The 20,660-nt window shown below is 30.8% G+C and carries 24 protein-coding genes; 6 read left to right on the top strand and 18 right to left on the bottom strand.

Features of this window, described 5'->3' with window-relative positions:
* Nucleotides 1-129: 129 nt before the first annotated feature.
* From atpC to B5E48_RS11700, 16 genes are all read right to left on the bottom strand, one after another.
* A complete protein-coding gene (atpC, locus tag B5E48_RS11620; protein ID WP_087296962.1) occupies nt 130-537 on the bottom strand; it encodes an ATP synthase F1 subunit epsilon in 408 nt (135 codons plus the stop codon).
* A complete protein-coding gene (atpD, locus tag B5E48_RS11625) occupies nt 524-1,930 on the bottom strand; it encodes a F0F1 ATP synthase subunit beta (RefSeq protein ID WP_087305178.1) in 1,407 nt (468 codons plus the stop codon). Before atpD ends, atpC begins: the two co-directional genes overlap by 14 nt.
* Nucleotides 1,931-1,944: 14 nt before the next feature.
* The gene (gene atpG / locus B5E48_RS11630) at nt 1,945-2,793 is read right to left on the bottom strand and encodes an ATP synthase F1 subunit gamma (RefSeq protein WP_087305180.1); all 849 of its coding nucleotides are present in this window, start codon (nt 2,791-2,793) and stop codon (nt 1,945-1,947) included.
* A gap of 3 nt (nt 2,794-2,796) precedes the next feature.
* On the bottom strand, nt 2,797-4,320 hold the full coding sequence (atpA, locus tag B5E48_RS11635; protein WP_087305182.1) for a F0F1 ATP synthase subunit alpha: 1,524 nt from the start codon (nt 4,318-4,320) through the stop codon (nt 2,797-2,799).
* Nucleotides 4,321-4,328: 8 nt separating this feature from the next.
* Nucleotides 4,329-4,859: a F0F1 ATP synthase subunit delta gene (locus B5E48_RS11640; protein WP_087305184.1), complete on the bottom strand. Its 531-nt coding sequence runs from the start codon at nt 4,857-4,859 to the stop codon at nt 4,329-4,331.
* Entirely contained in the window at nt 4,859-5,362 is a 504-nt protein-coding gene (gene atpF / locus B5E48_RS11645; protein WP_087296958.1) for a F0F1 ATP synthase subunit B, read from the bottom strand. The genes B5E48_RS11640 and atpF overlap by 1 nt, the downstream gene beginning before the upstream one ends.
* A gap of 37 nt (nt 5,363-5,399) precedes the next feature.
* Nucleotides 5,400-5,642: an ATP synthase F0 subunit C gene (gene atpE / locus B5E48_RS11650; RefSeq protein ID WP_087296957.1), complete on the bottom strand. Its 243-nt coding sequence runs from the start codon at nt 5,640-5,642 to the stop codon at nt 5,400-5,402.
* 57 nt (nt 5,643-5,699) lie between these two features.
* A complete protein-coding gene (locus B5E48_RS11655) occupies nt 5,700-6,365 on the bottom strand; it encodes a F0F1 ATP synthase subunit A (protein WP_087245156.1) in 666 nt (221 codons plus the stop codon).
* The gene (locus tag B5E48_RS11660) at nt 6,366-6,731 is read right to left on the bottom strand and encodes an ATP synthase subunit I (protein ID WP_087245157.1); all 366 of its coding nucleotides are present in this window, start codon (nt 6,729-6,731) and stop codon (nt 6,366-6,368) included. It lies immediately after the preceding gene.
* 163 nt (nt 6,732-6,894) lie between these two features.
* Nucleotides 6,895-7,518 carry a uracil phosphoribosyltransferase gene (gene upp, locus B5E48_RS11665; protein WP_087305186.1) on the bottom strand — a complete coding sequence of 208 codons (624 nt, stop codon included), beginning with the start codon at nt 7,516-7,518 and terminating at the stop codon, nt 6,895-6,897.
* Between the two features lie 114 nt (nt 7,519-7,632).
* Nucleotides 7,633-8,874 carry a serine hydroxymethyltransferase gene (locus B5E48_RS11670; RefSeq protein ID WP_087305188.1) on the bottom strand — a complete coding sequence of 414 codons (1,242 nt, stop codon included), beginning with the start codon at nt 8,872-8,874 and terminating at the stop codon, nt 7,633-7,635.
* 2 nt (nt 8,875-8,876) lie between these two features.
* Nucleotides 8,877-9,317 (bottom strand): ribose 5-phosphate isomerase B, encoded by a 441-nt coding sequence (gene rpiB, locus B5E48_RS11675; RefSeq protein WP_087245160.1) that lies wholly within the window; start codon nt 9,315-9,317, stop codon nt 8,877-8,879.
* On the bottom strand, nt 9,314-9,916 hold the full coding sequence (locus B5E48_RS11680) for an L-threonylcarbamoyladenylate synthase (protein ID WP_087245161.1): 603 nt from the start codon (nt 9,914-9,916) through the stop codon (nt 9,314-9,316). Before B5E48_RS11680 ends, rpiB begins: the two co-directional genes overlap by 4 nt.
* A gap of 108 nt (nt 9,917-10,024) precedes the next feature.
* Nucleotides 10,025-10,231 carry a hypothetical protein gene (locus B5E48_RS11685; protein WP_087305190.1) on the bottom strand — a complete coding sequence of 69 codons (207 nt, stop codon included), beginning with the start codon at nt 10,229-10,231 and terminating at the stop codon, nt 10,025-10,027.
* Between the two features lie 594 nt (nt 10,232-10,825).
* On the bottom strand, nt 10,826-11,851 hold the full coding sequence (locus B5E48_RS11695) for a zinc-dependent alcohol dehydrogenase (RefSeq protein WP_087296951.1): 1,026 nt from the start codon (nt 11,849-11,851) through the stop codon (nt 10,826-10,828).
* Between the two features lie 82 nt (nt 11,852-11,933).
* Nucleotides 11,934-12,485, bottom strand: a complete 552-nt coding sequence (locus tag B5E48_RS11700; protein WP_087296950.1) for a TetR/AcrR family transcriptional regulator — start codon at nt 12,483-12,485, stop codon at nt 11,934-11,936.
* A 658-nt stretch (nt 12,486-13,143) separates the two neighbouring features.
* Here B5E48_RS11700 and B5E48_RS11705 point away from each other — a divergent pair.
* On the top strand, nt 13,144-14,067 hold the full coding sequence (locus B5E48_RS11705) for an alpha/beta hydrolase (protein WP_224759565.1): 924 nt from the start codon (nt 13,144-13,146) through the stop codon (nt 14,065-14,067).
* A 52-nt stretch (nt 14,068-14,119) separates the two neighbouring features.
* On the opposite strand, the gene B5E48_RS11710 is transcribed toward B5E48_RS11705, so the two are convergent.
* Nucleotides 14,120-14,671 (bottom strand): DUF5714 domain-containing protein, encoded by a 552-nt coding sequence (locus B5E48_RS11710; protein ID WP_087305194.1) that lies wholly within the window; start codon nt 14,669-14,671, stop codon nt 14,120-14,122.
* 218 nt (nt 14,672-14,889) lie between these two features.
* Complete coding sequence (locus B5E48_RS11715; protein ID WP_087305196.1) at nt 14,890-16,260, bottom strand: PTS sugar transporter subunit IIC; 1,371 nt, start codon at nt 16,258-16,260, stop codon at nt 14,890-14,892.
* 288 nt (nt 16,261-16,548) lie between these two features.
* Here B5E48_RS11715 and B5E48_RS11720 point away from each other — a divergent pair, with 288 nt between their 5' ends.
* The 5 genes from B5E48_RS11720 (at nt 16,549) to B5E48_RS11740 (ending at nt 20,488) form a co-directional block, all read left to right on the top strand.
* Entirely contained in the window at nt 16,549-17,274 is a 726-nt protein-coding gene (locus B5E48_RS11720; RefSeq protein WP_087305198.1) for a glucosamine-6-phosphate deaminase, read from the top strand.
* A gap of 123 nt (nt 17,275-17,397) precedes the next feature.
* The gene (locus B5E48_RS11725; protein WP_087305200.1) at nt 17,398-17,976 is read left to right on the top strand and encodes an RDD family protein; all 579 of its coding nucleotides are present in this window, start codon (nt 17,398-17,400) and stop codon (nt 17,974-17,976) included.
* A 58-nt stretch (nt 17,977-18,034) separates the two neighbouring features.
* Complete coding sequence (locus B5E48_RS11730) at nt 18,035-18,781, top strand: MurR/RpiR family transcriptional regulator (protein ID WP_087305202.1); 747 nt, start codon at nt 18,035-18,037, stop codon at nt 18,779-18,781.
* Between the two features lie 127 nt (nt 18,782-18,908).
* Entirely contained in the window at nt 18,909-19,109 is a 201-nt protein-coding gene (locus tag B5E48_RS11735; protein ID WP_087305204.1) for a hypothetical protein, read from the top strand.
* A complete protein-coding gene (locus B5E48_RS11740) occupies nt 19,109-20,488 on the top strand; it encodes an IS4 family transposase (RefSeq protein ID WP_087305206.1) in 1,380 nt (459 codons plus the stop codon). Before B5E48_RS11735 ends, B5E48_RS11740 begins: the two co-directional genes overlap by 1 nt.
* The last annotated feature ends 172 nt before the right edge of the window (nt 20,489-20,660 follow it).

The following is a 20,660-nucleotide window of genomic DNA, read 5'->3' on the forward strand; positions in this document are numbered from 1 at the left end:
CCTCAAAGTTTGCGTACTTGGAAAGAAGTCATCCACGACAATGGATATAATACCATATATTCTTTCATTTGAAAACTAAAAGCTGTTGACTTTTTTACTTTGTCAACAGCCTGAAACATAGAGATAACTCTATGTTTGATGTGTTGTTTTCACATTTATTCTTGTTATTGCTTTTTTCAATGCAATTTCAGCACGTAAAACATCAATATCCTGTGGTGTTTTTAAACGATCCTCTGCTCTCTTTTTAGAATTTTGAGCACGTAATAAATCAATTTCATCACTTGATTCAATAGCACTTGTGATAATAGTTGTATCTTCTTCACCCACATAAACAAAACCACCTGCAATCGCAAAATAATGTTTATCATGATGAGAATCAACATAATTCATTTCTGATATATCTATGCTACTGGCTAGAGGAATATGATGGGCAAGTATACCAATTTGCCCTGTTGTTGTTCGTAGATTTAGCATTTCAACATCTACTTCCTGATAAACACCTTTAGGTGTTACAATCTTTAATTTAAATGTTGCCATCTGTTAAAGTTTTTGCTTTCTCAACTGCTTCTTCAATAGATCCGACATTATGGAAAGCCTGTTCAGGTAAATGATCCCATTTTCCTTCAAGAATTTCTTTAAATCCTTGAATTGTATCTTGTACACGAACATATTTTCCTTCTAATCCCGTAAACTGTGAAGCAACAGTAAATGGTTGTGATAAATAATTACGAACACGTCTTGCTCTAGCAACTGTGACTTTATCTTCTTCACTTAATTCATCCATACCTAAAATGGCAATAATGTCCTGTAAATCCTGGAATCTTTGAAGAATCTGTTGAACACCATGAGCAACTTCATAATGTTCTTTTCCGACAATCAATGGATCCAATGCACGTGATGATGAATTCAATGGATCAACGGCTGGATAAATACCCAACGCAGCAATAGAACGATCTAAGACAACTTTTGCATCTAAGTGAGCAAATGTTGTTGCTGGAGCAGGGTCTGTTAAATCATCTGCCGGAACATAAACAGCCTGAACTGATGTAATAGACCCTTTCTTTGTCGATGTAATACGTTCCTGTAATTGTCCCATTTCTGTAGCTAAAGTAGGCTGATATCCCGCTTGTGATGGAACACGTCCTAACAATGCTGACACTTCTGAACCTGCCTGAGTAAAACGGAAAATATTATCAATAAACAATAAGACATCCTGATGTTGTTCATCTCTAAAATATTCTGCCATTGTCAATCCAGTTAAACCTACTCTTAAACGTGATCCTGGCGGTTCATTCATTTGTCCAAAGACAAGTGTTGTTTTATTTAAAACGCCACTTTCCTTCATTTCATAATACAAATCATTACCTTCTCTTGAACGTTCTCCAACACCTGCAAATACAGATAAACCACCATGTTGCGAAGCAATATTATTAATTAATTCTTGAATTAAAACTGTTTTTCCAACACCGGCACCACCAAATAAACCAATCTTTCCACCTTTGATATAAGGACAAATTAAATCAATAACTTTAATCCCTGTTTCTAAGATTTCTGTTTCTGTTTTTTGATCAGCATATGTTGGAGCATTACGATGAATTGGCATTTTTTGAATATCTGAAGGTAATGCCTCTTTTTCATCAATCGGTTGCCCTAGTACATTAAACATTCTTCCCAATGTTTCATTTCCTACTGGTACACAAATAGGATGCTCAGTATCTTTGGCTTCCAAACCTCTTTTTAAACCATCAGTAGACCCCATCGCAATACAACGAACCACATCATCACCAATGTGTTGTGCGACTTCTACTGTCAATAATTCGCCATTATTATCAATTTCAATAGCAGTATTTAATGCTGGTAAATGTCCATCATCAAAAGCAATATCAACAACTGGACCTACCGCACGTACGATTTTTCCTATATTTGACATGCTGCACCTCCTTATTAAGCATTGGCTCCTGCCACGATTTCACTAATTTCATTCGTAATAGCACTTTGCCTTGCCTGATTATATTTCAATAATAATTCTTCTATTAAATCTTCTGCATTATCTGTAGCATTTTCCATAGATGTTCTTCTTGAAGCATTTTCACTTGTCACTGATTCTACCAAATATCCATAAATAACTGACTGTAAATACATAGGTATCAAATCATTCAAAACAGCTTCTGGACTTGGTTCAAATAAAGTCGCTTTTTTAGTTAAAGTCATATTTTCAAAATCCTGTGTATGAACAGGCAATAAATCCATCACACATGGCTGGAATGTCAAGTTATTAACAAACTTTGTATAAATCATTTGAATACTTGCAATCTCTTGATTTTGATAACGTTTTGTTAATTCATGAACAAGTCTAATGACATCTTTGAAATCTAATGTTGAATTTAATTCTACATATTGTGAATGATAGTCAATATGATGATGTGCTAAATAGCTTGCACCTTTACTACCAATCATATAAATTTCATCATCTGGCTTTAAACATTCAACCATGGTTTTAAAAACATTTGCATTATAACCACCACATAATCCTAAACTTGACGTGACAATAATATAAATATGCTTTCCTGCCTGATTTTCTACTAAATATGGACTTTCCACCATACCTTTATTGCTTTCTAAGATTTGTCCTACCGTTTCTTGAATTTTACTATAGTAAGGTCTTAATTCATCCATCTGATTTCTTGCTTTTCTCAACTTAGAAGTTGCGACAAGCTGCATTGCTTTTGTAATTTTCTTTGTTGATTCAACGGATTTTATACGTCTTTTAATAGACTGCATATCATTAGCCATAAACTAACCTTCCTTATTCACTTTTAAGAAATTTTCTACAAAAGCATTGATAACATCTTTCATTTTTAAAGATAATTCATCGCTGATTGATTTTTGTTGTTGAATATCTGTTATCATTTCAGGATGTTGATTTTGAATATTTTGATAAAGTTCATCCATGAATTGATTGATTTTAGCAACTGGAATTTGTTTTGTATAACCATATTTTAAAGCAAATAATGTCATAACCTGCTGATCTACACTACGTGGAGAATATTGAGCCTGTTTTAAAACTTCTCTCACTCTTTGTCCATGTTCCAAAGTTGCTTTTGTCGCAGCATCCAAATCACTGCCAAATTGTGCAAATGCCTGCATTTCACTATATTGTGCAAGTTCTAATTTTAAAGAGCTTGATACTTGTTTCATAGCCTTAATCTGTGCTGATGAACCAACACGGCTGACAGATAATCCAGTGTCAATAGCTGGTCTTATTCCTGAGTTAAATAAATCCTGTTGTAAGAATATCTGTCCATCTGTAATAGAAATCACATTTGTTGGAATATATGCTGAAATATCCCCTGCCTGTGTTTCAATAATTGGTAAAGCTGTAATTGATCCTCCACCATGTTCATCATCTAAACGACAAGCTCTTTCCAGTAATCTTGAATGTAAGTAGAATACATCACCTGGATAAGCTTCACGTCCTGGTGGTCTTTTTAATAATAAAGAGACTGTACGATAAGCAACCGCATGTTTAGATAAATCATCATAAACAATCAAGACATCTTTACCTTCTTCTAGCCATTCTTCTGCCATAGCACATCCTGCATAAGGTGCAATATATTGAACAGGAGCTAATTCACTGGCCCCAGCAGATACAACAGTTGTATATTCCATTGCTCCACCTTGACGTAATTTTTCAACAATTTGAGCAACAGTAGAATTCTTTTGTCCAATAGCAACATAAATACAATAAATATTCTGTCCTTTTTGATTTAATATTGTATCAATCGCAATAGCTGTCTTTCCTGTTTGTCTATCACCAATAATTAACTCACGTTGACCTCTACCGATAGGAATAATCGCATCAATACATGTAATTCCTGTCTGAAGTGGCTGATCAACAGATTTTCTTGTCATAACACCTGGTGCAATCTTTTCAATAGGACGTGTATGCTGATAAACAATTTCTCCTTGTCCATCAATAGGTTGTCCTAATGGATTGACAACACGCCCTAATAATCCATCACCAACAGGAACTTCAATAATTCGTCCTGTTCTTTTGACTTCATCGCCTTCTTTGATAGAACCTTCATCACCAAGTAAAACAGCACCTACAGCATCTTCTTCTAGATTCATAACCATTCCATAAACATCACCAGGAAATAACAACAATTCTCCTAACATGGCATTATCTAAACCATGAATCAATGTTACACCGTCACCTACTGTCATAACAGTTCCAACATCTTTTGATTCTATTTGATCTGCAAAATGTTTAATCTGTTCCTTAATTAACGAACTAATCTCATCTGGTCTTAAATCCACACTTTCACCTACTTTCTTAATAATTCCTGTTTCAATAATCCCATCTTATAAGATATAGAATTATCATATACATGATGATCAATCTCAACTTTAATTCCACCAATTAAAGATGGATCAATCGCTTGTTTTAATAAGACTTTCTTGTTTGTCTTCATAGACATGGCTTCTTGAATTTTCTCTATTTCTGCTTGAGAAAGTTCGTAAGCACTCCATACTTTTCCAACTTGAATACCCAAGTATTCATAACATAAATTTTGAAATTGATGACAAATCAAAACAATATATTTGATTCTTCTTTTTTTAATCAGCAATAAAAGAAATTGATAGACATATGCTTCAATTTGTCCTTTTAAGCATTGATTCAATACCTGATATTTATCTTCATCATGAATCGCAACATGACTAAAAAACTGTAAAATACTTTGATCATGAAAGATATCTTCAACTTTCTCCATATCTTTTTGATATGTTTCGACAGCATTTTCCTCTTTTGCTAAAGCAAATAATGCTTCAGCATATCTTTTTGCAATAGTATCCATTAATGAACAACCTGATCAACAAAATCTTCTACCATTTGTTGATTTTCCTTTGAATTCATTTCTTTACTCATTACTTTTGTTGCTGCCTCAATAGCTATATTGACCATTTCTTTCTTCATGTCTTCTCTAGCCTGTTGTTTTTCAACTTCAATTTCTCTTTCTGCCTGTTCTAGCTTACGAGCAGCTTCTTCTTTTGCCTTTGCAACTAAATCTTCATGAATTTTTAAAGCATCATTTTTAGCCTGTTCAATAATATCATGATACTCTTTAGCAGATTGACGTGCCTGTTCTTCACTTTCTAACATAAGCTGCTTTGCTTTTTGCTGAGATGTTTTTGCATCCTGAATTTGTGATTCGATAAAATCAGCACGTTTTTGAAAATACTTTTGTGTTGGAGCCCAAAAGAACTTTCTAAAAATAATCAATAAAACACCTGTGGATAATAATTGAATCACGATTGTCGCAAGATTAGGGAATAATTTCCCTGCAACATCAATACTCATTGTATGCCTCCCTTCTTATAAAAAGTCAATCACCTTTTTATAAATATAAAGCTGGGAATACGAAGATTAAAATAATTGAAATCAATAATCCATAAATAGCAACTGTTTCAGTTAAAGCGATACCTAAAATCATCATTGTTCTGATTTTACCTTCAGCTTCTGGATTTCTACCGACTGCTTCAACTGCTTTACTTGCAGCAATACCTTCACCAATACCTGTACCTAAACCTGCACATACTGCAATTCCTGCAGCGATTGCAACTAAACCTAAATCTGTCATATTTTATTTACCTCCATTATATTTTTTTATTTATCAAAACTATATTTATAGTTAAGATCAATCTTCATTTTCCATCATGATTAATATAGATGAAATTGTTACAAACACTAATGTCTGAATAACACCAGCAAATAAATCAAAATAAACATGGAACACTGGCGCAATAACTGGTCCTAAAAAATTAACTGTCGTTGGAATAATTAAACTTGATAACCAACCTGTAAACTGATAAAGCAACGACATTAAAATACTACCACTTAAAATATTACCAAAAATACGGAATGATAACGATATTAAGGGTGCTATTGTTCCAAAGATATTCGTTGGTGGCCAAACATTACCCTTGATATATTCTTTAATTCCTTTTTTTCGAATTGCGTTAAACTGTATCAAAACAAATGTAATAATTGTCATAGCCAACGTAATAGAATAATTGGATGTTGGTGCATCAAAACCAATTAACCCACTAATATTAGCCACGATCAGATAACAAAACAGCATTGCAAAATAAGGATAATAGTTCTTTTCAAAGCGACTAGGCATAATTGATTTAAAATAGTTATAAATCATTTCTACACCTGTTTCAACGACCAGAACTAAACCTTTAGGTCTTTTGGTTGCATCTGCTAATGCAATCTTTCTTCCTGCATAAATAAAAAAGACTGCTAACATGGCCATGATAATTAAAGAAAATATCAATTCTGTCTGAATCACTATATGCATCTATTTCATCTCCTTTCTTGTTTTTAAATTTAACCAATGAATTGTGATAGGTGTAATCAAATAACCAAAAAACACACTCAAAAGATGAACGTATTCTTTCCATATAACAGCTATCATAAATCCTACAATCATCAAAAATAATTTTAACATAAACATCAATATAATTAATAAAATATGATGTCCTTCCTGCAAAATAGTATGACTAAATTTAATCGTCAATATAAAATTGATATAACAAATTATATATCCAACAATGACTCCTAAAGGATAGGCCATATTCTTCAATATTAAACCTATCAAACAAAAAAAGAGCAACATGATTAAAAAGATTTTTTTAGACTCTGTTTGAACATCTTTTTCATTCACATTGCTCACTCCTTATTTTAACACTATCTTGATTATACCGTGGATAATCAAAAATAACAAATCTTTTGATTACAAGATATAGTTCAAAAGTCATTTCTTTTTAGTATTTGTCAAGATAACTTAAATCATACCATTATTCACACTATACAATTTTGACATATAGCTAATCTGTTCCAAACAAACGATCTCCAGCATCTCCTAATCCTGGCACAATATAGCCTTTATCGTTCAGTTTCTCATCTAGTGCTCCAACAATTAAATCCACATCAGAATGCTCAGTTTCAATCACCTGAATACCTTCTGGAGCAGCCACAAGACAAGCAAATTTAATATTTTTAGCGCCTCTTTTTTTAATGTTTGTAATAGCAGCACAAGCACTGCCACCTGTTGCTAACATTGGATCAAGGACAATCACATCAGCTTCTTTTAAACACGAAGGAAATTTAGCATAATATTCCTCTGGCTGTAAAGTTTCTTCATTTCTTGACATTCCTATATGTCCAACTTTGGCTGTTGGTATCATTGTTTTAAAACCATCAACTAAACCAAGACCTGCTCTTAAAATAGGAACCAAAACAATAGGACGGACTAATTTTTTACCAGTCATAGAACATATTGGTGTTTCAATTTCAATATTTTGTAATGGTAAACTCTTTGTCACTTCATAAGCCATTAACATCGCAATTTCATCTAAGTTCTGTCTAAATTCTTTTGTACCTGTTTCTTTATTTCTCATAATGGTCAACTTATGATCAATAAGAGGATGATTTAAAATAATTGTTTCCATTTCTAATCCCTTCTTTCTTTCATTTCTAGTATCATTATATCAAATTATCCCTATAAAGCCTATCTTTATCCATCTTCATGATCAATAATCAAAAAAGAGAAGATTAAACTTCTCTTATTTCAAATATGTTTTATCTTGATACATTGTCACTTTATCAGTTAATGCTTTCACTCTTTTTAAACATTCTTCCTTAACACTATCTGTTTCTTCATTTTTTAAACGATACGCTATAATTTTACCAACTTCTCTAAAATCATTTTCATCAAAACCTTTTGTTGTCATCGCTGGTGTTCCTACACGAATACCACTTGCTTTAAAAGGTTTCTCAGTGTCAAATGGAATCGCATTTTTATTAGCTGTCATATGAATTTCATCAAGCAATCTTTCCGCTTTTTTTCCACTCATGCCACAACTTGCTTTAACATCAATTAAAATTAAATGATTATCCGTTCCATCAGCCACTAATCTAAATCCTTCTTCTTTTAAAGATTGTTCTAATGCTTTGGCATTTTTCATAATCTGGTTCGCATAATCTTTAAACTCTGGTTGTAAAGCTTCATAGAAACATGCGGCTTTCGCTGCGATAATATGCATTAATGGACCACCCTGCATACCAGGAAAAACAGCTTTATCAATCGCTTTTCCTAATTCTTCTTTACACATAATGACACCACCACGTGGTCCTCTTAATGTTTTATGTGTTGTTGTTGTGACAACATCAGCATAAGGGAAAGGTGAAGGATGTAAACCAGCAGCAACTAAACCAGCAATATGTGCCATATCTACCATAAATAAAGCACCATTTTCATGAGCAATCTTGGCCATATATTCAAAATCAATAATTCTTGAATAGGCACTTGCTCCTGCAACAACTAACTTTGGTTTGATTTCTTCGACTTTTCTCTTATATTCATCATAATCAATCGTTTCTGTATCACGAGAAACACCATAACTATAAAATTCATAATTGATTCCTGAATAATTGAGTGGATGTCCATGTGTTAAATGTCCCCCATCAGCAAGTGACATTCCTAACACTTTATCCCCATGATTTAATAATGCCAAATAAACAGCTGTATTGGCTTGAGCCCCACTATGAGGCTGAACATTTGCATATTCACAGCCAAATAATTCCTTTAAACGATTGATTGCTAAAGTTTCGACTTCATCTACAAATTGACATCCCCCATAATATCTCTTACCTGGATATCCTTCTGCATATTTATTTGTTAAAACACTTCCAGCTAATTCTAATATTTCTTCTGATACAAAGTTTTCTGAAGCAATTAACTCAATATTATTTCTTTGTCTATTTAATTCTCTTTCTACACTTTCAAAAACTTGTTGATCTCTCATCTTTATTCACTCTCCAAAGCCATCATTTTGGCAATTCTTTGATCATGTCTACCACCTTCATAATCAGTATGTAGCCACGCATTTAAGATTTCTAATGCTAAACCTTCTCCAATCACTCTTTGCCCCATTGCTAACATATTTGTATCATTATGAGCTCTTGTTGCTTTGGCACTGAACACATCATGAACTAATGCACAACGAATACCTTTGACTTTATTACATGTAATAGAAACACCAATACCTGTACCACAAACGACAACACCTTTTTCACATTCTCCATTTGCGACAGCTTTGGCAGCTTTGGCAGCATAATCAGGATAATCACAGCTTTCCTCATTATATGTTCCAAAGTCTACAACTTCATATCCTTGTTTTTTCATTTCTTCCATTAATACATTTTTTAAACGATATCCCCCATGATCACATGCAACTGCTATTTTCATTTTATTGCCTCCTCTATCTGTTCTTTTGTTATTTTTCCAGCTCTTAATATTTTGATTTCATCTTGACTCACGTCAACAACTGTACTGGCAATGTTATCAGATGTTTTACCATCAACGACTAAATCAATACGTCCATCCAATTGATTCAATACTTCTTGAGTTGAAGTTGTATTAGAATGTTGAGATAAATTCGCACTTGTAACTAACATAGGTCCTACCTTTTTTAATAAAGATAAAACAAATTCACTATCTGGAATACGTATTCCTATGGTTGATTTTCCATTTGTCATGCTATCATGAACAGATTCTTTTTTCTTAAAAATCAACGTAATCATTCCAGGCATAAATTGATCAATCATCTTTTGTGCCTGTGGACTAATGTAAGCATACTGAGAAATATCTGCTTTATCCGCAACCATCAAAGTAATCGCTTTAGAATAATCTCTATTTTTTGCTTCCATTAAACGATCTAATGCTTCTTCATCATTAAAATGAATACCTACGCCATAAACTGTTTCAGTAGGAAAAGCCACAATACCACCTTTTTGAATCACATCACAAATTTCATTCATTTGATTTTCTAATACAACTTTTGTCATCTTCATCACCTTAGCTGATATTCTAACACAAATGCCTTTAAAATTATACAAATATCACTTGAAAATAAAAAATAGGCGATAGATTCTTTATTTTCTATCGCCTTATTATTATTCTTTTGAAATATTTTTAAGTTCTTTGATCCATCTCATACCTTTTTGAATCACTTTCCAATAAAATAATCCTAAACCCCAAATCAAAACAAACACACCACTATAAATAAAAACTACTGAAAATGAAGAAATAGCATATTCAGCTAATGAACCACCTAAAATCATTAAAACCCCTAGCCCAAAAATTTCTATTAACTTTTTCATAAAAATCTTCTCCTCTTATATATCATAACATAAAAATATGTAGAGTTTATGAATGTTTTTGAGATTTCATTTCTCTCCATTCATCTTCTAAAATAGACATTAAAATATCATCAGCGTATTGATCTCCATCTTTGATAGCATCTCTTAATACACCCTCATGTTTAAAGCCTACTTTTTCATAAGTATGAATAGCTCTTTGGTTGAAGACAAAGACATCTAAAGAAACATGATGTCATTTTAAAATAACACTTTTTCAATAATATGCTCCCTTTAATCAAAGAAAATAAAATCATAATGATCTTTTGCTTCTACAAAGCGAATAACTTCATCACGCTTATAAGATGGTGGGCTCTCAATAAATTTTATAATTTATAAACCCCATATTTTTTATAAAGTCTTGCTCTTTTCAGTTTATTCAATATTCATTTTTTATTGTACAATGACTCTTTGTAAATGAGGAATTATGAGCATGCTTTTTTATTTGAAATATTTTCTTCATTTTCAATATGATATTCTATATATGAATTTGTAAAAGAAAACCCATATGATATTTTCACATGGGTCAAAATTATTATTTATTTGTATAAGATTATTTTATAGTTCGTAATCAATAATAACTTTAATTCCTTGTCCTGAAGCCGCAAATTCTAATGCTTTACTGATATCTTCATGTTTAAATTTATGTGTCACCATAATAGAAGCAATTGGCGTTTTTTTATTTAATATATGATCAATAACTTCAACAATTGTCTCATGCGTATAACCTTGAGAACCATAAATAATTGGTTGGGCTGCAATAAAAGGTCTTCCTTCTAATTCAACCTTTTGGAATACTGAGATTATTGCATATTTTGTATGATTTCTCGCATAATTAAATACTTCTGATAATAATGGTGGAGCTCCTGCTGCGTCTACATACATATCCACATCAGGAATTGGATCATAACTTGGATAAGTACCAAAAATCTCTATTAATTTATCCTTCAAATTTTCAGTAGAGGTATTAATTGTTTTTACTCCTAATAATGCTGCTTTGGATAATCTCAATTCATTTCTATCTACGACAACAACATTTTTTATACCTCTTCCAAGCAATCCCGCAGTAGCCCCTAATCCAATAGGACCTGCACCTAGCACAACAATCTTGTCGTCAAGTTTAGGATTAAATGCTAATGCTCCTTGGGCTCCAACAGACATTGGTTCAATAATAACCGCTTGATCTAAATCGACATCATCATCAAGTGGGTATAGATTCACACCAATTTTTGCATTTTGTACCAAAGCATATTCAGAAAATGCCCCTGCCATAGTTGAACCAGCAACTCCATACGGTTGACTCATGACAGGATCAACAAATACTTTTTCTTCTAATTTAATATCATCAGATACATTTTTTCCTTTTTCGACAACAATACCTACAAACTCATGCCCAAATTGTGATCCGGGAAATACACCATAGTTTTCACCACCATGATAATAGATACCAACATCAGAACCACAGATTCCAGCTCTTAACACTTTCACAAGAACATCATTTTCTTTGACTTCTGGAATAGGTCTCTCTTCAACAGTCACATTTTGAACAGAATTATAAATTGCACATTTCATCATTTTTGTCATAAAAACATCCTCCTTAAAAATATTTTAACAAAATAGATTAAGTGTTCAATTTACATTTTCTATAAAATGTGTAATATCAAGACTACCAGTTTGTTTTTTTATTAATGATAGACTCATGCATATTTTCGTAATTTTTATGTGAATCAAGATAGACTTCAGTCATAAATTCAGGTGATTCTACCATCCCATTATTTAACCATTTCTTGAGAAGCATCACTTGAGTAGAAGCATATTTATATGATAAATAATCTAATTTGATTTGATCTTGAATAATATCTTTATATAAATAAGAAAATACTATTTGATTTCTTTCAATAATTGTATCAAATAAAGAATTTTGTTCATCATCTTTTATAGCAACGATGAAAAAGTTTTTGTTTTTAAAAAAAGCTTTATAAATCTCTGTAATAAACATTTCTGTAGTCATTTTTTTATCAAAACATTCTTTAATTGTACTTTCTATAGTCTCAATATATATATCTTCTGTTATAGATTGTCGATCTGCATAATAATTATAGAAAGAACGTCTTGATATTTTGGCTCTTTTTACAATATCTTTGACAGAGATTTTAACTGTTTGTTTTTCAATGACCAATGCAATAAAAGCATCTTTAATTTTTTCTTTTGTTGTCATATATAATCATCCTATATTTCATTATTACTATTTTTCTATTTTCATCATATAAATTATTTTAAAAGAATATTTTGGATAAATTCCAGTTAAAGAACTTTTTCATCTCATCTTACTAAAACTATATTCCTTAAGACAAAACTATCTAAAGTTTTAAGATGTTTTTTTAGTTAAGTCAACAGCAATTCATAAAACATCATTGATTAATTGTTTTTCTATCTCATCAATCATGAAGCTTCTCTTTTTAAAAATTCAATTTCATTATATGATTATATTATTTTTTAAAGAGAAGAATAATATAAATTGATAAAAAAATAGAAATCAAATGAAAAGATAGTTAGAAATACCTATTGTATTGTCGCTAATTATACATAGTATTTATATATTTATCTTTCTATATAACTACTATTTTAACACTATTCTCAAATTCCATAAATATAAAAAGCATTTTTATTCATTGTTTATATATTCTTACTTTATACTAAAATGTAAATTTCAATCATCTTTATAAGATTCATCAGTATCTTCATTTTTTGATATTCTTAAAATATATCCATCTTTTTGATACATTATATTTTCACTACCTATATTAATTATAGTTGAAAAAGAGTATTATTTTCGTATAAATTTATGTTATAATATTATCATTAAGAAAGGAATGATGATATTGAAAAAGAAAACTCTTGCTTATGGTGCTTTAATATCTGGAGCTATTATTGGTTTTGTTGGAGTCACTGCAATTGATTTTGCCTGTCATAAAAGCACACCACTTAATAAAATGAAACCAAAAGTTGATCCACGTATTGAAAAATATCTTCCTTGGTTAAAACAACAACATTTTGAAACATGGGAAATGACTTCAAATGACGGTTTAAAACTTAAAGCTAAATTTTTAAAAGCTGATAGAGATACAAATAAAGTATTAATTGCTGTTCATGGTTATCGTTCATATAATTTAAAAGAATATGCCTATTATATTAAATTTTATCATGATCTAGGATTCCATATTTTATTGCCAGATAATCGTGCTCATGGAGAAAGTGAAGGAACATATATTGGATTTGGATGGTTAGATCGATTAGATTGTATTCAATGGATTCATCAGGTTAAAGATTATTTTCATAAAGATTTACAAATTGTTTTACATGGTATATCAATGGGAAGTGCCACTGTTCTCATGGCTAGTGGTGAAGAACTTCCTGATGATGTCAAATGTATTATTTCTGATTGTGGATTTACAAGTGTTCTTGATGAATTTAAACATGAACTTCATCAAAGACATATTCCTGCTTCTCTTGTCTTACCAACTGCAACTTTATTAAGTAAAAAACGTGTAGGATATAGCTTCAAAGAAGCTTCAACAATTGAACAAGTTAAAAAATCTAAAACACCAACTTTATTTATACATGGTGATCGTGATAATTTTGTGCCAACCTATATGGTTTATGATCTTTATAATGCATGTAGTGCTGATAAAGATTTATTGATTGTTGAGGGTGCTGGTCATGCGCAAAGCTATTTGGTTGATCCTCAATTATGTGAAAGCACAATTATTGAATTTATGAATAAATACGTTAAAGAGTAAAAAATGACTGAAAATCAGTCATTTTTCTTTTAATAATAAATTCTTATATCTGTTAGTGATGATAAAATGGACATCTTTCTTTGATACATTGTTGATTCAAATGAGAAAACTCACATTTTTCATCAGTATCTTCTAATAGAATACCATACGTTTCTTCAACGAATTTGATAGCTGTTTTTAACGAAAGATAAGCATTTCTTTTACAACATCTTGGTCCTCCAACTTCAGCTATGTTGCCAAGTGCTAATGAAGTCAGTTTTAAATTATCTTTATAATATTCATTATCTGATAAAGGTGTTGTCTGATGAATAATCGCTAAAGCTGCACCAACAGAAGAACTTGATCCACAAATTCCCCATTGCCCACAAGTTGCTCCTGGCATTTTCTTTCCTCTGACTTCTAGTTCATCTAAGGCTTTTGGAAAATCAAATTCAACTCCTACATTATGCATAGCAGTCAAAAAAGCATATCCATCAATAATATGATGAACAGGTCCATGAATTGGTATATTTTCAATTTTCATCAATTTTTTCACAATTTTTATTGGATTTTGACTTGTTTCTTTTAAACATATATCTTTGATTATTTGCATATTTTCATCCATAAATCTCACCTCTCTCTTTATTGTATATAAACATTCTTAGACATTCAATAAATTCAAAAAGAAAAAGTTGTATATGTACAGTAAAATAAATCATAAATATCGTTCGATTTCTAAAACGAATATCAAAAAACAAACAATACCTGAAGAGCTTTTATTGAATTAAAAAACCGTACAAAAAGTACGGTTATAATGTGTGTTAGTCGTTTATCTTCTTTTGATTATGAATTTGCTTTTGAAGCTTCTTCTTCTAATTTTTGTTTTTCCATTAATTTAAAGAATGGATAATATAAAACCATATCTAATATAATTAATCCAATAACCATAAATGCCGCTTTAATATCCATACATCCTAATGCAGCTCCTAATGGTGCTGGTGTTGTCCATGGTGTTTCAATAACACCTTTACCTACCCAATTAACTGCCATTAAACCATAAGCAATAATAGAGTTAACAACTGGTACAAATATAAATGGTATCATCATCAATGGATTTAATACCATTGGTAAACCAAAGATAATTGGTTCGTTAATATTGAATATTGCTGGACCTATAGATAATTTACCTAATGTCTTTAATTCTACTGATTTAGATCTTAATAATAAGAGACATAATCCTAAAGTGGCACCTCCACCACCTAATGTAATAACATAAGACCAGAATGGTTGCGTAAAGAAATGTACAATAGGTTCACCTGCACTAAATGCAGTAATATTAGCCATTAAATACATTTGCATAAATGGTAATCTAATTGGTTGAGTAATACTTGCACCATGTAAACCAAAGAACCAGAATACTTGTGCAATAATAGTAATTAAACAAATACCTACTAATGAATCTAATCCTGATACTGCAGGTGCTAATATTGTCATAATCATACTTGGTAATAATTCACCACTAAAGTTTTGTACAATTAATGATATTGCATAGAAAATTATAACACATACAAATAAAGGAATAATTGCATCAAATGATGATGTAATTGCAGGTGGTACCCCTTCAGGCATTTTGAATTTAATGTTCTTATTAAGTAAGAAGCGCATAATTTCTACACAGCCTATAGAACAAATAATTCCTGTAAAAATACCTTTAGCATCCAAGAATGTTGTTGGAATATAACTTCCTGCTTGAGTTAACATATCAGTTACAGCAGTTCCTTCTTGAATCACACTAGCTGGAACAGCAGACATAGAAGGTGCAGATACAATTAAAAATACTGCAGTAGTCACAATAGATGCATTCAATGGTGCCATATCGTATCTTTTTGCAAGATTATAAGAAATTGCAAAACATACAAATAACCCCATTAACGCCATTGTCATGTTGTAAGGTACTTGTAAAGCTGCTTTATATGTTTGAGCCCAATTATACCAACCCATCAACATGTCACTAATAAATCCCCAGTTTGGCAATGTATCTGGAGTAAATGGCGGTGTTGAAATAATTAAACAAACCCCACCTAGAATAGACAATGGAATTGCTACAACCATACCATCACGAATAGAAGCCAAATGAATTTGGTTTCCCAACTTATTAGCTACAGGGACTAAGGTACGATTCGCAAGTTCATTAAACTTTTCCATAAAATTCATATCAATCTCCCCTTTCATTTAACTGTTTTGATTATATAAAAAAACACAAAATTTGACATCATTTTTCCATATAATTGAAAACATTTCCAACTTTTGGAAATATATTGATTATTATAATTATAATCATATATAATATTATAATTGTTTTTGTATATTTAACAAATTTAATCAAAAATTTGTATTATTTTCTTAAATTGTTGATTGACAAAATAAATATATAATCTATAATGAGTGGTGTGTGTTAGTGTTATCTTCTTATGATATACAGATTCATAAGGAGGAAAAAATATGAAATTAATTATTGAAGAATCTGAAAAGAAAATGAGTGAAAGTGCAATGCACATCTTATTAGGAGCTATGATGCAAGATAAGAGAGTTAATATTTCTTTAACAGCAGGTCGTTCTCCTAAAATGCTTTATCAAATGATGATTCCAGAAGTTAAAGATCAAGATAAGTTTAAAAATATTCATTATTATCTATTTGATGAAGCTCCATATCAAGATAAAAAATATGGTCCTAACTGGGATGAAATGCAAGAATTATTTTTCAAAGATGCACATATTCCAGAAGATCATATTCATACAACGACTATGGAAAACTGGGAAACTTATGATTGGGATATCAGAGAACATGGTGGTTTAGATGTGATGTTAATTGGTTTAGGTTGGGATGGACATTTCTGTAGTAACTGTCCAAGATGTACACCAATGGATAGCTATACTTACCCTATGGATAGAAAAACAAAAAATGCTGTAAATCCAACTTATCCAGCAAGAGAACATCTTCCTATCACATTATCTATGGGACCAAAAAGTTTGATGAGAGTTAAACATCTTGTTATGATTGTAACTGGTAAAGAAAAAGCTGAAATTTTAAAACAAATGTTAGATTCTCCAATTTCTGATGAATTACCATCTACTATTTTAAAACTTCATCCTAACTTTACTATTATTTGTGATAAAGATGCTGCTTCTCTATTAGATATGAAAGATTACCCAGAACATAGAATGTAATTATTGGTGACTATAAACTCTGCAGAGTTTATAGTCATTTTTTACATATATACTTTCCAAATTTTGGAAAAATAAAAAATAATATATTTATATTTGATATAATCATGTTATGGAGTGATGATTATGTCAAAAAAGAAAAAACAAAAAATAAAACCTGAAACAAAGATGGATATTATAGAAACAAGAGTAAGAAGATGTGTTGCAATGATTATAGATTGGTATATTACCCATATGATTGTTGTTATACCTATAACATTTTATTTAAGAGATGGTGATTATTTAAAGCCATATATGTTTGATTTATCACACTATTCTTTCTCTATCGGTTTATTTTTAGGTCTATTTGGAATATTTGTAGGTGTTTTCTATTATATAGTTATTCCTACATATCTTTGGAAAGGTCAAACAATTGGTAAAAAAATATGCAAAGTCAAAGTTGTTACTGAAGAAAGAGAAGATATAAATTTAGCATGTATGTTAAAAAGAGAACTGATTGGATCAACTCTTTTAGAAGGTGGTATTGTTGTAACAAGTTCATATATTAGAAAGCTCATTGAATTTTTTGGATTTATGCAAGTTGCTCAAATTCTTCAATATATTGCCTATGGTTTAACACTTATTTCTATTATTTATGCTTATTTTAATAAAAAATCACAATCTTTTCATGATAAGATAGCAAAAACAATAGTCATAAAAAATTAATGTTGTGAAATCCCTTTTCTACATGATATAATCATGTCAAATTAAGGAGGGATTTTTTATGTTTAATCTCGTTATCATACTTTTATCAACAATCAATAGTGAACCTAAAGATTCTAATAATTATAAAATAGCAAAATTCTTAATAGAAAACATTAGGAATCTAGAGGATTTCTCTATATCTGAACTTGCAAAAACATGTTATGTTTCTAATTCTAGTGTTTCACGTTTCTGTAGAGAGATTGGCCTTAATGATTTTAATTCTTTAAAAACCCAAATAGCAAAAATTCCTCTTGAATACCAGCATGCACATCATAAATTTGATTTCAAAAGTTTTGATGAACAAAGTTTATCTAAATCATATACTTTATCAGTTATAGATAATTTAAATATGCTTTATTCTACAGAATTAGATAAACAGATCAAAGAGCTCGTTATTGATATATATCAATATAAACACGTTGCTGCATTTGGATATATGCATTCTCAAAATGTTGCTTTAAATATGCAATATGATCTTCAAACAAGTGAGAAAATGATTTTTACAAGAATTAAATTTGCTGATCAAATAGATTACATATCTCATTCTCATGAAGATACTTTAATTATCATTTTTTCTGATGCAGGAACATATTTTAATCGTGTTTTCTCTAGAACAATACCTTTTAAAAATAATAAATCTAAACCTAAGATTGTCATGATAACATCTGCTGATAATCTTAATATTCCTTATGTAGATAAGTATATTTGTTATAAAAGGAGAAAAGATTATTCTAGTCACCAATGTCGTCAATTTAAGAAGCTATAAGCCGATAGAAATCTATTAAGACATCTATCGACTTTTTAATTTTAAAATATAAAAGAATATTTTGGCTATATTGATAGAATTTTCAATGATTTTATGATATAATTGTAGTATAGAAAGAGGTGGTTTTATGTTTGTGAAGGCTGTACCAAATAATAGAGGAAAAAAAGGTACTTATTACTGCTCATTGGTCGAAGCTTATCGAGAAAATGGTAAAATCAAACATCGCACCATCCGTTCTTTTGGTCTTCTGACCGAAGAACAGCTACCTTATCTCAAGGCTATGTATGCAAAGAAAAAACCTCGACTTGTGTATGATGATGAACATTAATGTCTATCACTTCTATTGTTGAATATTTCTATTCTCTTTTATCTCATCCTGATACTTTTGATATAGCTAGAAAACAGCCTAACTATTTCATCAGAGAATCAAAGCTTGGGCTACCAGGACTTCTTAAATTTATGTTTTCAAGAAATGGGCATACTGTTTCTAATGAAATCAATCACTATTTTTCTGGATTTGACGCTCTGGATAAATCAGTTTCAAAACAGGCAATATTTCAGGCACAGGAAAAACTCAGTTATAAAGTATTTCCATATCTTAACCATCAGCTATGCCAGTATTATTATAATAATAATGAATATGATACAATTAAAGGATATACCGCTGTTGCCATTGACGGTTCTACCGGTGAAGCACCTGATACGCCTGAATGTATTAAAGCATTTGGCGATAAAGGTCTGCATAAACATCAGCAGAGAAGAACAAATCCAAGAATATCTGGATTTTATGATATATGCAATGGCATCTATATCAATCTATCTATCCAATCATATCGAAAAGCTGAACTCCCAATGGCTTATGAACAGATGGATGATGTTCATCAATTACTGGACAAACAAAAAAGGCTGTTTCTGGCGGATAGGAATTATGATGCAAGTGATTTGTTTTTCTATTTTGAAATGAACAACGATTTTTATTGCTTTAGAGGGAAACCGAACTTTTATAAAAAACATCTTCAGCAGATTGAAGAAGATGGGTGGATAAATGTTGAATTTGATGATCAGTGGATCAATCGATTTAAAATCGATGAAGTCAGGGAATATGCTAGAAAACATAGAAAACTAAGGATACGAGTCATCAAATATAAGAAATCAGAAATCAAGAAATTAAAGAAAAATGAAGAAGATGAAGAAATAATACTTTTTACCAATCTCAGCAGTGATGAGTGGCCAAGAAAGGAGATAATAGTTCTTTATGGCCATAGATGGACAGAGGAAACAGGGTATGACACATTAAAGAACAAGCTTGAGATGGAGAGAATAACCAGTGAGAAACCAGAACTCATATTACAGGAGATGCATTCACAGGTCCTAGTGCATAATTTAGCTGCAATGATAAAAAAGGAATCAGATAAGATTGTAGTGCACACACCAAAGTATAAGTATCAAACAAACATAAATAATTTAATTCAGCTGCTAAGAGCCAATTTGCCGAAGCTGTTAAATCAGAAGCAAAAGATAAAAGAACTGTTAGAAAAAATAATAAAAAAAGCTGCAAAAAATAAAGAGCCTATTCGACCAAATAGGCTCTATCCAAGATGGGGTGTCTATATCAAATTGCCAAGCCCACTTAAGTTCAGGGTCGATGGAAGAAGAAATCCAAGCATAAAGAAAGTTAAAAACAAATTTCTTCGCATCAAATCATGAGAGTAGTATAGACACCTTATCTATATAAATTATAATCTAAAATTTAAAAAAAATCATCAAAAATCAAGGGGTATTTGTACGCTTTTTTAGCGTTTTCAAACACAAAAAGGATATGATTAGATACTAAATTGGCTAAACATATCCTTTTACCATTTTAAATTGACGACATTGG

Origin of the sequence: Massilimicrobiota sp. An105, assembly GCF_002161155.1 — a bacterium.
GTDB lineage: Bacteria > Bacillota_I > Bacilli_A > Erysipelotrichales > Coprobacillaceae > Allocoprobacillus > Allocoprobacillus merdigallinarum.

Bases quoted from the DNA above. Each gene is read 5' to 3' on its own strand.
- B5E48_RS11680 (WP_087245161.1), bottom strand. From the start codon at position 9,916: ATGACAAAAGTTGTATTAGAAAATCAAATGAATGAAATTTGTGATGTG.
- B5E48_RS11685 (WP_087305190.1), bottom strand. From the start codon at position 10,231: ATGAAAAAGTTAATAGAAATTTTTGGGCTAGGGGTTTTAATGATTTTA.
- B5E48_RS11740 (WP_087305206.1), top strand. From the start codon at position 19,109: ATGTCTATCACTTCTATTGTTGAATATTTCTATTCTCTTTTATCTCAT.
- B5E48_RS11640 (WP_087305184.1), bottom strand. From the start codon at position 4,859: ATGGATACTATTGCAAAAAGATATGCTGAAGCATTATTTGCTTTAGCA.
- B5E48_RS11735 (WP_087305204.1), top strand. From the start codon at position 18,909: ATGTTTGTGAAGGCTGTACCAAATAATAGAGGAAAAAAAGGTACTTAT.
- B5E48_RS11705 (WP_224759565.1), top strand. From the start codon at position 13,144: ATGATATTGAAAAAGAAAACTCTTGCTTATGGTGCTTTAATATCTGGA.
- B5E48_RS11710 (WP_087305194.1), bottom strand. From the start codon at position 14,671: ATGGATGAAAATATGCAAATAATCAAAGATATATGTTTAAAAGAAACA.
- B5E48_RS11715 (WP_087305196.1), bottom strand. From the start codon at position 16,260: ATGAATTTTATGGAAAAGTTTAATGAACTTGCGAATCGTACCTTAGTC.
- upp (WP_087305186.1), bottom strand. From the start codon at position 7,518: ATGGAAACAATTATTTTAAATCATCCTCTTATTGATCATAAGTTGACC.
- B5E48_RS11700 (WP_087296950.1), bottom strand. From the start codon at position 12,485: ATGACAACAAAAGAAAAAATTAAAGATGCTTTTATTGCATTGGTCATT.
- B5E48_RS11730 (WP_087305202.1), top strand. From the start codon at position 18,035: ATGTTTAATCTCGTTATCATACTTTTATCAACAATCAATAGTGAACCT.
- B5E48_RS11655 (WP_087245156.1), bottom strand. From the start codon at position 6,365: ATGCATATAGTGATTCAGACAGAATTGATATTTTCTTTAATTATCATG.
- rpiB (WP_087245160.1), bottom strand. From the start codon at position 9,317: ATGAAAATAGCAGTTGCATGTGATCATGGGGGATATCGTTTAAAAAAT.
- B5E48_RS11720 (WP_087305198.1), top strand. From the start codon at position 16,549: ATGAAATTAATTATTGAAGAATCTGAAAAGAAAATGAGTGAAAGTGCA.
- atpC (WP_087296962.1), bottom strand. From the start codon at position 537: ATGGCAACATTTAAATTAAAGATTGTAACACCTAAAGGTGTTTATCAG.
- atpE (WP_087296957.1), bottom strand. From the start codon at position 5,642: ATGACAGATTTAGGTTTAGTTGCAATCGCTGCAGGAATTGCAGTATGT.
- B5E48_RS11725 (WP_087305200.1), top strand. From the start codon at position 17,398: ATGTCAAAAAAGAAAAAACAAAAAATAAAACCTGAAACAAAGATGGAT.
- atpF (WP_087296958.1), bottom strand. From the start codon at position 5,362: ATGAGTATTGATGTTGCAGGGAAATTATTCCCTAATCTTGCGACAATC.
- B5E48_RS11695 (WP_087296951.1), bottom strand. From the start codon at position 11,851: ATGACAAAAATGATGAAATGTGCAATTTATAATTCTGTTCAAAATGTG.
- atpD (WP_087305178.1), bottom strand. From the start codon at position 1,930: ATGTCAAATATAGGAAAAATCGTACGTGCGGTAGGTCCAGTTGTTGAT.
- B5E48_RS11670 (WP_087305188.1), bottom strand. From the start codon at position 8,874: ATGAGAGATCAACAAGTTTTTGAAAGTGTAGAAAGAGAATTAAATAGA.
- atpG (WP_087305180.1), bottom strand. From the start codon at position 2,793: ATGGCTAATGATATGCAGTCTATTAAAAGACGTATAAAATCCGTTGAA.